Origin of the sequence: Kocuria sp. (assembly GCF_030538595.1) — a bacterium.
In the GTDB taxonomy this organism is placed as follows: Bacteria; Actinomycetota; Actinomycetes; order Actinomycetales; family Micrococcaceae; genus Kocuria.
The window spans coordinates 22281-38072 of record NZ_JAUNTS010000003.1 but is presented as its reverse complement, the minus strand read 5'-3'; the positions used below and the strand labels follow the sequence as shown (position 1 = coordinate 38072).

11 protein-coding genes and 1 pseudogene are annotated in these 15792 nt (G+C 60.7%); 1 reads left to right on the top strand and 11 read right to left on the bottom strand.

All coding sequences use genetic code 11. The features are described 5' to 3' along the window. Nucleotides 1-81: 81 nt before the first annotated feature. From narI to Q4G32_RS03585, 7 genes are all read right to left on the bottom strand, one after another. Nucleotides 82-903, bottom strand: a complete 822-nt coding sequence (gene narI / locus Q4G32_RS03615; protein WP_303349301.1) for a respiratory nitrate reductase subunit gamma — start codon at nt 901-903, stop codon at nt 82-84. Further along, entirely contained in the window at nt 900-1730 is an 831-nt protein-coding gene (narJ, locus tag Q4G32_RS03610; protein ID WP_303349300.1) for a nitrate reductase molybdenum cofactor assembly chaperone, read from the bottom strand. The genes narI and narJ overlap by 4 nt, the downstream gene beginning before the upstream one ends. Beyond that, nucleotides 1727-3427 carry a nitrate reductase subunit beta gene (gene narH / locus Q4G32_RS03605; protein WP_303349299.1) on the bottom strand — a complete coding sequence of 567 codons (1701 nt, stop codon included), beginning with the start codon at nt 3425-3427 and terminating at the stop codon, nt 1727-1729. Before narH ends, narJ begins: the two co-directional genes overlap by 4 nt. Further along, nucleotides 3427-7176 (bottom strand): nitrate reductase subunit alpha, encoded by a 3750-nt coding sequence (locus Q4G32_RS03600; RefSeq protein WP_303349298.1) that lies wholly within the window; start codon nt 7174-7176, stop codon nt 3427-3429. Before Q4G32_RS03600 ends, narH begins: the two co-directional genes overlap by 1 nt. Nucleotides 7177-7365: 189 nt before the next feature. Then, nucleotides 7366-7866 carry a hypothetical protein gene (locus Q4G32_RS03595; protein WP_303349297.1) on the bottom strand — a complete coding sequence of 167 codons (501 nt, stop codon included), beginning with the start codon at nt 7864-7866 and terminating at the stop codon, nt 7366-7368. A gap of 138 nt (nt 7867-8004) precedes the next feature. After that, entirely contained in the window at nt 8005-8793 is a 789-nt protein-coding gene (locus tag Q4G32_RS03590; protein WP_303349296.1) for an HAAS signaling domain-containing protein, read from the bottom strand. Next, the gene (locus tag Q4G32_RS03585; RefSeq protein WP_303349295.1) at nt 8790-9152 is read right to left on the bottom strand and encodes a PadR family transcriptional regulator; all 363 of its coding nucleotides are present in this window, start codon (nt 9150-9152) and stop codon (nt 8790-8792) included. The genes Q4G32_RS03590 and Q4G32_RS03585 overlap by 4 nt, the downstream gene beginning before the upstream one ends. Nucleotides 9153-9647: 495 nt before the next feature. Here Q4G32_RS03585 and Q4G32_RS03580 point away from each other — a divergent pair. Next, nucleotides 9648-10872 (top strand): annotated as a pseudogene (locus Q4G32_RS03580) (IS110 family transposase). A gap of 365 nt (nt 10873-11237) precedes the next feature. Here Q4G32_RS03580 and Q4G32_RS03575 read toward each other — a convergent pair. The 4 genes from Q4G32_RS03575 to Q4G32_RS03560 form a co-directional block, all read right to left on the bottom strand. After that, the gene (locus Q4G32_RS03575) at nt 11238-12191 is read right to left on the bottom strand and encodes a sporulation-delaying protein SdpB family protein (RefSeq protein WP_303349294.1); all 954 of its coding nucleotides are present in this window, start codon (nt 12189-12191) and stop codon (nt 11238-11240) included. Continuing rightward, nucleotides 12179-12745 (bottom strand): SdpA family antimicrobial peptide system protein, encoded by a 567-nt coding sequence (locus Q4G32_RS03570; protein WP_303349293.1) that lies wholly within the window; start codon nt 12743-12745, stop codon nt 12179-12181. Before Q4G32_RS03570 ends, Q4G32_RS03575 begins: the two co-directional genes overlap by 13 nt. A 37-nt stretch (nt 12746-12782) precedes the next feature. Beyond that, on the bottom strand, nt 12783-13394 hold the full coding sequence (locus tag Q4G32_RS03565; protein WP_303349292.1) for a hypothetical protein: 612 nt from the start codon (nt 13392-13394) through the stop codon (nt 12783-12785). Nucleotides 13395-14393: 999 nt separating this feature from the next. Then, on the bottom strand, nt 14394-15677 hold the full coding sequence (locus Q4G32_RS03560) for a molybdopterin molybdotransferase MoeA (RefSeq protein WP_303349291.1): 1284 nt from the start codon (nt 15675-15677) through the stop codon (nt 14394-14396). Between the last annotated feature and the right edge of the window lie 115 nt (nt 15678-15792).

Sequence of the window (15792 nt, the reverse complement as noted above, 5' to 3'; positions counted from 1 at the left end):
CGTGAGTCCGAGCTGGTGAGGCTCAGAACGTGGTGCCCGAATGGTGATTCAGGCGTTGATGGGAGTGCTCATCCGCCAAGCTCAGCGGCTCCCGGAACCGCTCTTCTCCCGGCGGGTGGAGCCACCGGAACGAGCCCCGCGGTATCCACTGTTGTGCCGGTCCTGGGTGCCCACCGGGTCCCATCCACGGCGCGTGGGGACAGAGCCGGAACGGGTCACGCGGTCGCGGGAGCGGTAGACGATGTACGGGCGGAACAGGTAGTGCAACGGCGCGGTGAAGGCATGCACCAGCCGGGTGAACGGCCAGGCCATGAACAGCACGAACGCAAAGAGCACATGGACGTGGAAGGAGATGGGCGCAGCCGCCATGGCTCCCACGTCCGGCTGCAGAATCCAGATGGAACGGAACCAGGGGGACACCGTGTCCCGGTAGCTGGTTTCGCTGGTGTCCCACAGGGACAGGATGGTGGTCAGCAACCCCGCGGTCAGGGTCACCACCAGCAGCACGTACATGACCTTGTCATTGGTGGTGGTGGCCATGAACACCGGGCCGGTTTTGCGGCGTCGGTAAATCAGCAGCGCCATGCCCACAAAGGTGCCAACGCCTGCAAAGATGCCGATGGTCAGCGCCAGCATGTGGTACATGTGCTCGCTCACCCCCACGGCATCCGTCCAGGACTTGGGAATCACCAGGCCCACAATGTGGCCCACCAGCACCGCCAGGATGCCAAAGTGGAACAGCGGGGAGGCAATCCGCAGCAGCCGGGATTCATAGAGCTGGGAGGAACGGGTGGTCCACCCGAACTGGTCGTACTTGTAGCGCCAGATGGTCCCGCCGATCACCACCAGCAGCACCACGTAGGGCAGCACTCCCCACAGCAGGATGTCGATCACAGAACTCATGCGGATCCCCTTGGGCTCGTCAGGCTGGATGGGCCAGAGGCGGCCAGTGCCTGGGTCAGGTGTGGTGGGACATGGGTGTGGCCGGCTGCTCCCGGATTTTCCGACGACGACGCCGCCGCGGCCAGTCCCGCCGACTGCTCACCATCCACCACGGGCAGCAAGCGGGGGTCGAAGGGTTGCAGTCCCACCGTTTCCGTGGGCGGACCGTAACCAGCCATCTTCATCACGGCATCACGGTCTTCCGGGGAGGGGCCGGGCAGCGTGGAACACACCAGCTCAACCGCACCGAGCTGGGGAAGTTTGTCATCACGCAGGGCCAACCGCAGCAGTTCCAGGGAGGGCCGGTAGCGCTGCAGGAGTTGCGCACCGTCCTCCGGGTTCACCAGTGCGGCAAACTCCAGGACCACGGGCAGGTGATCCGGCAGTTCGGAATCATCCAGCTCACGGCCGTTCTCCCGGTACATCTGCTTGAAGGCCAGCAGCGCCTCTCCACGACGCCGGGTGTCACCGTCCGTCCAATACGTCAGATGCAGCGGGTGGCGGCGGGAGAGATCGAACTCCTGGACGTAGTCACCCTGGACCTGCGCCAAAGGGCGGTCGGTGAGCCACGTGATCAGCGGCTCAACGGTCTGCACATCAGCACCAACCTCCGCCAGCGCCTCCCGGATGGCCGGCAGCCGCTGAATCAGATCCCGGTCCGGATACCCCAGGAGCATGGCGGCGGCCTGCCGGATCACAGCAGAACGGGCAGGATCACGGTCCTCCCAGGGCTCGGCCTCCACCGTGCCCTTCTTGGCCAAACCGAACAGTCGAGCAAGCCGGCTCATCGGCTGCCGCCTGAGCTGCCAACCTGGCCGCCGGCCTGATCCCCCTGTCCCGCCGGGAACAGGCCGTCAGGATTGCCTTGGCCATCCCAGTTGAGCAGGTTCACCCGCCCGGAGAGCTGATCATTGCCCGTGGGATCCTCAGAGGTCTGGCGGGCCCGCAGGGCATTGAAGTTCTCGATTGCCACGGGGGTGGGGCGCCCGGAGGCCTCCCCCAAGCCACCCATCTGGCCCATGCCCGGGCCACCGTCCACATCCAGGGAACAGCCCATTTCCTCCAGGCCGTGGGCTTCTTCCAGGTGGGCGGTGGGGATCACGTAGCGTTCGTCGTACTTGGCAATGGCCATCAGCCGGTACATCTTCTGAATCTGGCTGCCGGTCATGCCCACGGCTTCTGCAATGGACTCATCCGGGTCTTGCCCCAAGGTCAGATCCCGCATGTAGGACCGCATGGCTGCCAGCTTGCGCAGCACATTGGTCACCACCTCGGTGTCCCCAGCGGTGAACAGCTCGGCCAGGTACTCCACGGGGATGCGCAGCGAATCAATGGCGCCGAACAGAACGTCAGCGTCTTCGCCGTCGTGTCCCTGCCCGCGCAGCAGGTCCACGATCGGGGACAGCGGCGGGACGTACCAGACCATGGGCATGGTGCGGTACTCGGGGTGCAGCGGCAGGGCCACCTTCAGTTCCTTGGCCAAGGTGTAGACCGGGGACTTCTTGGCGGCTTCCAACCAGTCCTCCGGGATGCCTTCGGCCCGTGCCGCCTGCTGAACTTCAGGGTCGTTCGGGTCCAGGAGGATGTCCAACTGGGCCTGGTACAGGTCTTTTTCGTCAGGGGTGGCAGCAGCCTCGGTGACGCGGTCGGCGTCGTAGAGGAAGATCCCGATGTAGCGCATGCGGCCCACGCAGGTTTCGGCGCACACCGTGGGAATGCCCACCTCCACGCGCGGGTAGCAGAAGGTGCACTTCTCGGCCTTGCCGGACTTGTGGTTGTAGTAGATCTTCTTGTACGGGCACCCGGTGATGCACTGGCGCCAGCCGCGGCAACGGTCCTGGTCAACCAGCACAATGCCGTCCTCGGAACGCTTGTAAATGGCGCCGGAGGGGCAGGAGGCCATGCAGGACGGGTTCAGGCAGTGTTCGCAGATGCGCGGCAGGTAGAACATGAACGTCTTTTCAAACTCCAGACGGATCTGCTCTTCTGACTGCTCACGGAGTTTCTGCAGGATGGGGTCCTGCTCATCCGTGTTGGCGGTGCCACCCAGGTCATCGTCCCAGTTGGCAGACCACTCCACCTTGGTGTCCTTGCCAGTGATCAATGATTTGGGCCGGGCCACAGGGAAGTCATCCGTGGCCGGGGAGGACACCAGGTTTTCGTAGTCGTAGGTCCAGGGTTCGTAGTAGTCATCCAGCTCTGGTTGCACCGGGGAGGCAAAGATCCCGAACAGTTTTTGCAGCCGGTTGCCGGACTTCAGCTGGAGGTTGCCGCGCCGGTTGAGAGTCCAGCCGCCGCGCCACTTCTCTTGGTCCTCATAACGGCGCGGGTAACCCTGACCGGGGCGGGTCTCCACGTTGTTGAACCACACGTATTCCGTACCGGCACGGTTGGTCCAGGCTTGTTTGCAGGTCACCGAGCAGGTGTGACACCCAATGCACTTGTCGAGCGTCATCACCATGGCGGTTTGGGCCATCACACGCATCAGTACTGAACCTCCTGGGAGCGCTTACGGACCACGGAGACAATGTCTCTCTGGTTGCCCGTGGGACCGTGGTAGTTGAATGCCCAGGACTGCTGGGCGTACCCGCCGATCATGTGGGTGGGTTTGAGCAGGATGCGGGTCACCGAGTTGTGAATGCCGCCGCGACGGCCCGTGGTTTCCGACTTGGGAACGTCAATGGTGCGTTCCTGTGCGTGGTGCACGTAGACCACCCCGGCCGGCATCCGGTGGGAGACGATTGCCCGGCCCACGAACACGCCGTTGGTGTTCACACACTCCACCCAGTCGTTGTCCTTGACCTCAATCAGCTCGGCGTCCTGCGGGGACATCCACACGCTGGTGCCACCGCGGGAGAGGGAGAGCATGAACAGGTTGTCCTGGTACTCCGAGTGGATGGACCACTTGTTGTGCGGGGTCAGATAGCGCACGGCGATGGACAAATCACCCCGTTCACCCAGGCGGGGTTCACCGAAGAGGGCACTCATGTTCAGCGGCGGCCGGTAGGTGGGCAGCATCTCCCCCATGTCCTTCATCCAGTCGTGATCCAGGAAGAAGTGCATGCGCCCGGTCAGCGTGTGGAACGGCTTGAGGCGTTCAATGTTGACCGTGAAGGGTGCATAACGCCGCCCGCCAGTTTCCGAACCGGACCATTCCGGGGAGGTGATCACCGGGACGGGTGCGGCCTGGGTGTCCTTGAAGGTGATCCGCTTTTCCTCGGAGCCCAACGCCAGGTCATGCAGTTGCTTGCCCACCCGCTTTTCCAGCTTCTTGAAGCCCTGCACCGCCAACTCACCATTGGTGGTCCCGGACAAGGTGAGGATGGCTTCCGCCATGCGGGAGTCGGAGTCGATGGCCGGGCGCCCGGCGGCAGCCCCGGAGTCGAACACCCCGTGTTGACGTGCCAAGCGCTCGGTTTCGTGGGTGACGTCAAAGGTGATGTTCTTGGTGGTCAAACCCAGTTTGTCCGCCAGGGGACCAACCGCCACAAACTTCTGGCCAATGGCCGTGTAGTCACGTTCCACCACCTTGAAGGCCGGCATGTTCTTGCCCGGAATCGCGGGGAGGTCCGTGTTCTTCCAGTCCGGGGCGTGGCCGCCGGGCTGTCCGATCTCCCCCGGGGTGTCATGGGTCAGGGCCGTGGCCACCACGTCCTTGACGGTGTCCAGACGCCCAGCGGACAGCCGCGAGACCTCGTCCGAGAGCAGGCGGAACATCTCCCAGTCGGTCTTGGCCTCCCACGGCGGGTTGATGGCCGGGGTGAAGGCGTGCACGTAGGGGTGCATGTCCGTGGAGGACAGATCGTGCTTTTCGTACCACGTGGCCGCCGGGAACACGACGTCGGAGAGCAACGTGGAGGAGGTCATCCGGAAGTCTGCGGAGACCAACAGGTCCAGCTTTCCCTCCGGTGCCTTCTGGTGCCACGCGACTTCCTGGGGCTTGGATTGGACGTGGTCCTCCCCCAGCACATTGTGGTGGGTGCCCAGCAGGTGTTTGAGGAAGTACTCCTCACCCTTTGCCGATGACCCCAGCAGGTTGGAGCGCCACAGCACCAGGGTGCGCGGCCAGTTGCGGGCGTCATCCGGATCTTCGACGGCGAACCGCAAGTTGCCTGCCTTCAGTTGGGCAGCAATCCACGCACCTTCGTCCTCAGCCTCCCCGGCCTCCACCGCCGCAGCAGCGCGGTGAGCCACCTCAATGGGGTTCTCGAAGAACTGCGGATAGAAGGGCATCCACCCCAACCGGGTTGCCTTGGAGACCACATCTGCGGTGTGCATCCCGTCCAGGTGACCTTCGGCCAGCGGGGACTGCAAGGAAGCCGAGGAATGACCGTCCTGGCGGAACTGGTCCGTGTGCATGTACCAAAACGCAGTGCCGATCATGAACCGCGGCGGACGGGACCAGTCACCGGCCGAGGCCATGGTGGCCCACCCGGTGATGGGGCGGGCCTTCTCCTGACCCACGTAGTGCGCCCAGCCACCGCCGTTACGGCCCTGGCAACCGCACAGCATCAGCAGCGCCAGGATGGCCCGATAGGTGGCATCCCCGTGGTACCACTGGCAGATACCGGCACCCAGGATGATCATGGAGCGGCCACCGGACTTCACCGCGTTGGTGGCAAATTCTCGGGCAATGCGGATCACGGCTTCTGCTGGAACGGAGGTCACGGCCTCCTGCCACGCAGGCGTGTAAGGGGTGTTGAGGTCGTCAAAGCCTGCGGCCCAATCGCCAGGCAGGCCGTCACGACCCACACCGTACTGGGCCAGCATCAGATCCAGCACCGTGGTCACGGTCTTGCCCGCCACCTGGGTCACGGGCACGCCGCGGTTGATCACGGAGCCGGTGCCGTCGTCGTCCACAAAGGCGGGCAGCGCAACCGGTGAGGCAGCGCCGTCGTACCCTGCGGCATCGGAGATTGACAACGACGGCGTCCGGCCCTGCAGGTCAAGGTTCCACCGGCCCTCGTCCTGGTTGTTGTAGCGGAAGCCCATGGAGCCCTGCGGGATGAACTCCTCACCGGTGGTGCGGTCCAGCATCACGGTCTTGAACTGGGCGTCGGCCTGATCGTCAGCGCCACCGTCAGCGGCCAAGTCTGCTGCCGTGAGGAACTTGCCCGGCACCACGGTGCCGTCGGGGCGGGTGTCCAGGGAGATCAGGAAGGGCAGGTCCGTGAACTGCTGTACGTAGTCCTCAAAGAACTCGGTGCGCTGATCCACAAAGTGTTCTTTGAGGATCACGTGCCCCATGGACATGGCCAAAGCGGCATCCGAACCGGCCTGGGCGGGCAACCATTCATCCGCAAACTTGGTGTTGTCCGCGTAGTCCGGGGACACGGAGACCACTTTGGTGCCGCGGTACCGGACCTCAGCCACCCAGTGGGCATCCGGGGTCCGGGTCACGGGGATGTTGGAGCCCCACATCATCAGGTAGGTGGCATCCCACCAGTCACCGGATTCCGGGACGTCCGTCTGGTCACCAAACACCTGGGGTGAGGCCACGGGGAGGTCCGCGTACCAGTCGTAAAAGCTGTTCATCACCCCACCAATGAGGTTGATGAACCGGGCGCCCGCTGCGTGGGAGACCATGGACATGGCCGGAATCGGGGAGAACCCGATGCACCGGTCCGGGCCGTGCTTGGCAATGGTGTGGAGGTGGGCGGCGGCCGTCATTTCCACGGCCTCCTGCCAGGAGGCACGTACCAGACCGCCCTTGCCGCGGGCCTGCTGGAAGGTGCGGCGTTTCTGTTCGTCATTGACGATCGAGGCCCAGGCCTCCACAGGGTCTCCGCCAACGGCCTGCTTGGCCTCCCGGTACATGTCCAGCAGAACGCCGCGCACATAGGGGTAGCGAACGCGGGTGGGTGAGTAGGTGTACCAGGAAAAGGCCGCGCCGCGGGGGCAACCGCGGGGTTCGTACTCGGGACGGTCCGGACCAACCGATGGGTAGTCCGTCTCTTGCGCCTCCCACGTGATGATGCCGTCCTTGACGTACACCTTCCAGGAACAGGACCCCGTGCAGTTCACACCGTGCGTGGAGCGGACCACTTTGTCATGGCTCCAACGGCTGCGGTAGAACGAATCTCCGGAACGTCCGCCTTCGCGGAAAACCGCGCGGCCGTCCTCCGTTTCATCCCAGCGGGAAAAGAATTTCCCAACCTTCAGCAAGGCATTTGATGCAGGTCCGTCGAGGCGGGCGGGCTCCCGCGTCTCCCCTGGCGGCGTGGAAGTACTCATGGTCCACAAGCTATCCAAGCGAACACCTTGTTTGCCCTACTGGGGAGAGGGGTTGCCAGCAATTGCCGAACTATTTAAATTAAACTCTTGACTTACGTCAAGGAAGTTTATGAGTTCTTTCTGAGTTGTTTAATTCGGCAATTTTTACATGCGCTAATAGGTGCTCACATGAGCGCCCAGCCCGGTGGGTCAACGTCGAGTTGTCCGCCACCCGTCAGAATCTGCATCGGAGGCTGCCGAGGTCTTCGAGTGGGCAGCGCCAGTGGAGGGGTTGGAGGCGACGTCCGGGACTGCGCTCGCGGCGTCGTCGTTGTCGTGTGAGCCCTCCCGTTCGGCGCGCTGCTGTTTGGCCGAGGGCGTGGAGATCACGGCAACCACGGCGGTGATCACCAGCAACGCGAAAGCTGAGTAGTACACCCAGATGGAGGGGTAGAACCAGAACAGGGTCATCCCCCAACCCACCGCTGTCAGCAGAGCCACCACCACGGCCAAGATCAGCATGGCCAGCTTGACCGTGGAGAAGGTCTCGGGCCGCCCACGCAAGCCGTAGAAGACGCTCACCCCCGCCAGGAAGATGGGGAAGAACATCTCACCCACCACCACAATGGGGTCCTGGTGGTAGACGTAGCGCCCCAATGCCTGGACCACCGCGGCGGCGGCGAGCAACACGGGTGCAATGGCGTACTTCATGAAGGCAACTCCTGCGTGTGTGCGGAACCCGCCCAGTCTAGGGCCGCTGACCGGCTGCGCCACTTCGTGCGGACCCGGCCGTCGTTAGGGTCAGCCCGCGCGGCCACCTCAACGACGCGACCAGTCGCAGCACCACCCTCAGGCCATCAGCCAGGCGGCTGCGGCAAGAACCAGGAAAGTCACCGGGACCATGCTTGCGATCATGACGTTCAGCCACACACCGGAGATGCCTGCTGAACGCGCATTCTCCGGCTGGGACAGGGGTGAAGCCATAGGATCATCAGCTCCGCGCAGGGCCATGAAATTGAGCACACTCAGCACCAAGATCCCGGCAAAGGCCACCACAGCCGCCAGCACAGAGGGCACAGTGACCAGCGCAGGCAAAGCCAGTCGCTCACCGGCGGCAACCCCCACGCCGAGCACCACGAACAGGGCAAACAGCCCCGCCCCCAAAACCACGGGGCGGCGGATAACGGGCCGCATCACTACGGGCAGGGCCAGCAGCAACGCGGTCATGAGTACCAAGCAGGCGATCTGCACCAGGTTGAGAACCATGGCATCCCCCCGCACCCAGTGATTGACGGCCGCCGTGCCCACCATCAGGCACAAAACCTGCGCGGCAGAGAACACAGCCACCCGCCACGTGCCGCGCCCGGGGACCGGGGAAGACTCGGAGACCAAGGATTGGGCGTATTCCACGGGGTCGCCAAAGGCTTCGGCGGGCTCCTGGCCGGATTCAATGCAGTGGGTCTCCACCTCAGCCAGATGATCCCCGATCTGTGCACCGGGTACTTCCGCCAGGCGCAGCTCCGTCATGAATGCGTTGCACCACTTGCTGTGCGTGCGAACGAACGGACGTGTCCATGCCTCGTGGGATTCCACGGAACCGGTGGTGGGAGCCGGGGTCGGTGCGTGACGGGAGCTCATGATGAAACCTCCTGCTGGGGCTGGACGGAAGCCAGCTGTAGATGGATTGAGATGGTGGTGGTGAAGTCCTGCCAGGCGGCTTTGGCTTCTGCAAGCTGCGCGCACCCTTGCTCAGTGAGCGCAAAGTACTTCCGGCCTGGTCCCCCTTCACCGGCACGCCATTGAACGGAGACCAGACCTTTCTTCTCCAGGCGCGCCAGCAACGGGTACAGAGTGCCGCCCTTCAGCTCCCCCAGCCCGGCATCCGCCAGACGGGTGGTGATCTCATAGCCGTACGTGGGGCCCGGGAGCATGGTCTGCAGAACACAGGTCTCCAGGACTCCACGGAGCCATTCACTGTTGGGGGCTCGCTCGTTCATGGCTAAATAGTCTCGCTAAGTAGTCAGCCTGTCTAGTCATCCAAAAGGATGACTTTGGAGCGGCATGGGTAGCCATGCCACGCAGCAGCCGCACTGGGGTCAAGTCCACCCCGTGTCCGCGATTGTTGAAAGTTCCTTGTTGGATGCGGCGAAGGACGTCACCCCGGATCGACCAGGGCAGCCCCCCCGTTGCCTTTTTCGTGGCTCCTGGTTCCGAGAGGATGTAGGCGTAGGTAACCAGCCGGCCCCGGCATGATGTCTGCCCGTTACCTTATGAGTGTCCCCGATGGACGGGGAACTGGTCGCTCGACCAGGTATGGCTTTGTTGCCCTGCCATCAATGGTCCGGGGGGGTGTTGCCGCCCAGTCGAGAGACACGCATTGACCGCTGATAGGGACACGGCCCAGCACAGTCTGAGGTCTCTTCGTAACGTGGGTGCCGGCATCGGGTGTCAGGACTGCGACCACGAGTGATGCTTCATGGAAGGACAGCATCATGGACACACAATTCGCGGTCGTGATCGGTCTGGACGTCGGGAAATCTGGGCATCATGCCTGCGCACTCGACCCAGACGGGAACAAGCTGTTCGACAAGCCACTCCCACAAGACGAAGCCAAGCTCCGCGAGCTATTCACTCAGCTGCAGAACCACGGCGACGTACTCGTGGTGGTCGATCAACCCAACACCATCGGCGCTCTGCCGATCGCGGTCGCCCGAGCCGCCGGCTGCGCCGTGGCCTATCTGCCTGGTTTGGCGATGCGGAAAGCCGCTGATCTCTACCCGGGCAGGTCAAAGACCGATGCGCGGGATGCGTACATCATCGCTGACACCGCCAGGACCATGCCTCACACGCTGCGGCAGGTCGACCGCGACAGTGAGGTACTCTCAGCGCTCAAGGTCCTCGCCGGTTTCGACGAAGATGTCGCCCACGAGACCACCAGAGCGCTCAACAGGATCCGGTCTCTGCTCACGCAGATCCATCCTGCGCTTGAGCGCGTCTTCACTGGCGGCAGTCTCTCCACAGCGTTCGTACTAGACCTGCTGGAGAAGTTCGGTGGCCCCACTGGGCTCACCGCTGCTGGGCGAGGCAAAGTTCTGAGGTTTGCCCGCTCCCGCTCTCGCCGCGATCCCGAAGCACTGGTCGAGAGGATCTTCACCGCGCTGGGCGAGCAGAGCGTCATCGTCCCGGCGACCGCGGCCGTGGAACTCGTGATCCCCCGAGTCGCTGGCCAGGTCAAGGAACTGAAGGAACAGCGGGCGACAGTAGCCCGGGAGGTCGAGGCGGTGCTGGAGAACTTCCCTCTTGCCGAGGTCTTGATGAGTATGCCGGGGATCGGCATCAAGACCGCAGCCCAGATCCTCCTGGCTATCGGCGACGGTTCTGCGTTCGAGACTTCCGGACACCTGGCAGCCTATGCCGGGATCGCTCCAGTTACGCGGAGGTCCGGCACCTCGATCCGCGGGGAGTTCCCCGCCAGATCGGGCAACAAGCGCCTGAAGAATGCCCTGTTCTACTCCGCGTGGGTCGCGTCCAACTCCGACCCTGTCTCGAAGGCCTACTACGATCGCAAACGCGCCGAGGGCAAGCGCCACAACGCCACCGTGATCTGCCTCGCCAGGCGTCGCTGCAACGTCATCTACGCCATGCTCCGCGACGGCGCCTACTACCAGCCCCCCAGTCACTACCCCGACAACCGAGCCGACCACCCTTGCGGCTTGACTCGGAACATAGAGACACCCCCCTCCACGACTACAACATTAGGATCCGCAAAATTGAAAAAAATCATAAATCACCACCCCTAGTCGACCTCATACAACAAGAACGGTGAATGATTGGTGATTCCGTTCTGCGCAATAAACTTGCGTATTTGACCGTCCCTGAATACCAAGTGCGCCTCTTCCATCGGATTTAACGAACCCAGAAAATTCTTGCCACTATAGCTTACTCCCACACCAACCCGAACATCACCGGGCTGAATTGTTACAGTGTTAAATTTTCCCCATTCGATAAAGTGAGGAACATCGTCAATAACAACGACAGGCTTAGCAAATATTCGAAGAAACCAGTAGTTTATCCAGTTAGCCTCAACTTTTAGCATTAACTGACTCAAGGTTAGCCTCCCCACTCCTTGGATTTAGATTCTGTAACTCCGGTGATTCACCCTTAACCGGAAAGGTCGCACATGCCACACATCCGATCATAATCAAGGCAAAAGACCATAGGCCAATAAATACGATGAATGCGGAGTGCAGTAGGATCGCCAGCACTAAAGCCGTGGACCTCAGCCGCGCTGAAGTAAGAATCATTATTGCTATGGCAAACTCAATTATTATGGCACCCCAGGAAAGAAACAGAGTCCCCCACGGTTGACCGGTTAGCCACAAATATGGCTCTGTCAACAGCCCACTCACCCCAAACATGGGGTCTCTCGCAACGTAGTAAAGTGCACTGCCTTGCTGCCATTCAGTCACCGCCAACTTGGACATCGATGCCTGCAAATATATCCAGGAGACTTGCAGTGTGACGACAATAGCTGCAGCCCAGACCACAGGCTGAATGAACGATGGTCTGTACTGGGCTTTAAGTAGCCAGTGATTAATTCTCCTATCACCTAAACTTACAACCAGGAGCAATAGGACGACAGCCTGGGCAGCAGCTTCGCCACCATCAGGCAGTGAAATATAGCTCGATACGCTTGCCGTTGCCCACAGATGGACAGGGGCGGTATAACGGGGAAAATACCCAACAATAACCCACAATAAAATGACAATTAAGAAGACAGCTACCGCTTCACGAGTCAACCCCACATCATCCCCCAGACAGAAAGCCCCGATTGAGCGAACTCCGTCACAGGACATGGAGTCTGAAATCCCGTAGATGGGCACGAATAACGCCACGGCCGGGGTAAATAACAGGACGGTCACCTGCCCTAACGCTATTAATGACCTTCCAATTCCACTCCTATAGATCGAATCTCTTGCAAAACTAGTGATACTGGAGCTAAATCTATCCCACGGGAACCCAATCAACGTTCGCACTCTACATACCCCACAAGTATCTGTGACGGAAGAACCGATTCTTGGTAAAGTTCACGGTAGGACCAATCTACAACTGCAGCTTCAGCGATCAGCGCGTCGCCGCAAATCGAAGGATTTGGATAATCATTTTTGAATTCAACGCTTTTATTTGACTCCTCCCGATAGCTTTCTAAACACTCATTCACGGAGGACCCCGGTGGACAAGTATACCATTCGTCAGAAATAACACTATTGGCAAGTATCGCGAGCTCAGGACCCTGAGCTCGCTGCGATCTTGTTAATCCATAGATATTTTCGCCTTTACCTTGAGGCGTCTGCATGAGATTTTCTGGACTTGAATTCGTACTGTAGGCCACAAGGGTAGATTCGGTCGGAGGTCGAGTAAAAAATGACCAACCTTGGGGCCAGTACTCCAATAACTTCATATGCTTGATCCCTGATCCACCTCGATCAACAAGGACATTACTCGGCAACGAAACGAATATTGAAGTCACAAAAATCGAACCAAACACTACCAATGAAAGTAATGCAACACCGCATCGGACGATTTTCATAGAAACCCCCAGCCCTGGTCTACGGCCAGCGCTTCCATCACACCTCCGCCAAAGCACGCGTCAGTTCGGCGACAGTCTCCTTCTTTTCAAGACTCTTATCCGCGAACTCCCCCTTCTCGTCAGGGAGATAAGTAATCGCGCCGGGCACAACTGTGACCACAACCACTGCCAGAGTTGCCACCGACGCAGTATGATATAGGGCGACATTTGCGACAGATGCAGTGTATACCGCTACGTGAGTCCTCACAGTCCCGCTCGCCGCCGCCAATGGTTCTCGCTGGTTCATCAGATCAATTCCGTATTGGTCTTTATAAAACTGATGAAAATCTGTCGTGAAGTCAACTAGGGCAAGTTCCACCCGTGCCGGATTCCCTGATGTTAAAGGGCCTACGATCTCTTGTCGGAAGTGTGGATTTGCCGCGAGAAAGTCCTGCGTTAAGATTTCTAGAGCCTCCGGATCCGCAGTCGGTCGTTCTTCTGCAAACCCGAGTCGGTCCAGTACTTCAGGATGGTCCCGGCTGATTGGACCAGTACCGTCCAGTAAGAGATGAATGAAGTCGACATCAGAGTATCCATCGACCTCTGCCGTGACCGCACTCACTGCTTTAGGCGACGAATATGCCGGACTGGTCGAGATGGCACCGGTCATTGCCATTAGAGCAACAGCCCCTGCGGAACCAGCACTGATTGATCGTTGAAGGAAACCTTGACTCACGATTATCTGCCTTTCGGGTTTCGAACCGATGTAGTCCACTCGTCCTGACGTGGGGCGATTTATCGTGACATGGGGCGATGCTTGATGCAAGCACGTACTGCTTAACACTCTGTAACAATCCACAAGGCGATGCAGTCAATCACGGACGTCATCCTCCGGCAAACGGGTTCCGCTATGTTCAACTTGCCAGTGAGGCCGTCACGGTCATGTCTCGGTACGCTCCAGTTTGAGAGGCTTTGAGCGAGTGGTCGCAAGTCTGGTGGAGCCTCACATATGCTGTCTTTCTTCTTGACAGGCTGTGATCGCATCATGGCGTGCCTGCAAACTCGCCTGCCTCGTGGACCTGGCTACTGGGTCGTTGAGCCACTTGCCGAGGACCCAGAAGTTTGCGCTGCTTGCCAGCATTGAGTACCCGCGGGTACTAGTACCAATTTTTCGGCAGCATTATCACCGGGGGTCCGCGTGGGCTGCCCGGTTATGCAGCTGGGCCGCACGCGACACCAAATGGGTAATTTTATTTCCTGACCGCCCAGATATCGGTGCGCAGTCACCCTGACGGAGAAGTTAAAAGTAAATCCTTGTTAACACATACGAACTTTATCAAGATTCCAGCCTGCCACAGAGTCATATATTTCATGAATACCTCGCAATTAGAGATGTTGGCAAAACAGATACTATTAACCGGAGAGATGGCAGGAATCAATAGGCCTAAGTGTTCGCTGAGCGTATTCCTTGTTCGCCAACGGGCAACCCGTCTCAACGAACTGGTTTACCTGCTAGCCTAAATCTAGAAACGGCCTGTCATAGCGACTCACCATGGCAGCATTCCAGAAGAAGACTGGCCGCATCTCCTTGTCGGAGATGACGATTAATCGTGAGACTGGAAGTCTCAGTACGATCTTGCCATATTGCGAAACTTCCCCAGATTCCGACTCAGCTCACCAGCCACACCCGCACCGGGCTTCCCGCAGGCAGGGGATCCTCCCCCGGTTCCAGCAGGATCAGCGCGTTAGCAGTCACCGCACCAGCCAGCAGGTGAGAACCGTAACCACCCACCCGCCGCACCGCGGACCCGTCCCAGTACCCCCGCACCACCCGCAGCTTGCCCGGCAATGGGTGCAGCTGCTGCCCACACGGCACCTGCATCTCCGGAGACCACGACGACGCCCCCCACCGCACCAACGCCGGCCGTAAGAACATCTCTGCGGAGATCCACGTGGAGATCGGATTGCCCGGGAAGCACAGAAACGGTGTTCCGTTCACGCGAGCCAATCCCTGCGGACCACCTGGCTGCATGGCTATGTGCAGAAATTCGCTGAACTCGGCTACCTCCGGGTCATTTAAGACCCGGCGAACCACCTCAAAAGCTCCTTCCGAAATCCCACCCGAACTGATCCACAGATCCGGAGCCTCAGCATCACCTCCTGAGGCCTGGGCGGCCAGGAGGTGGCGGAGTGCGTCGTCGTGATCCGGGACGTGAAAATGACCGGTGACCTGAAGGCACGGGTCATCCAGACAGGCGCGGAGAATCTGCGCGTTGGAGTCAAAGATCTGCGCCGGCCCACGGTGCTGCCCGGGGGGCACCACTTCATCCCCGGTGGTCAGCAGGTTGATGCGCAGGCGAGGGCGCACCTGGACGTGGGTGAGGCCGGCAGCAGCGCAGGCACCGAGCGCCAGCGGCGTCAAACGGGTACCGGTAGTGACCACCGTGGTTCCGGAAGCAACATCGTCTCCGGCGGGACGGATGAATCGCCCGGCTTCCTGAGGCGCAGGGATGCGCACCGTGGAACCTTCAGCCCGGAAGTGCGGTGGGTCAACCACCTCGATCGGCACCACCACATCCGCCCCGGCAGGAATGGGTGCGCCGGTCATCACGGGAGCCGCCTGGCCGTCCATTAGAGGTGGCGGCATGTGCCCGGCTGCAACAGGTGCGGTCACCGTCAGCTCCACGACTGTCCCGGTGCTGGCGGTCTCTGCGGCGCGCACGGCGTAACCGTCCATCTGGGAATTAGTGAAGGGCGGAAGATCCATCTGGGCTGCTACGTCCCGCGCCAGAATGCGCCCGACGGCCTGGTCCAACTCCACCCACTCGGGTTCGCGGTCCGCCCAAGTCCCCCGCTCCAGGAGCGTTGCCACGGCGAGTGCATGATCCGCCACGGTGCGTGATTCATGGTGGTGACGTGCGGAATCCGGGACTGGCGGCTTGACTGGTGTCATGGAGGCCAGCGTAGATGGCTCCTAGACTGGTCAACTTGTACTGCCGCAAACTTGCTGCAACCGGCCCAGCACACGGTACGGCCAACACGTATGGTCTGACGGTTTGCAACATCCC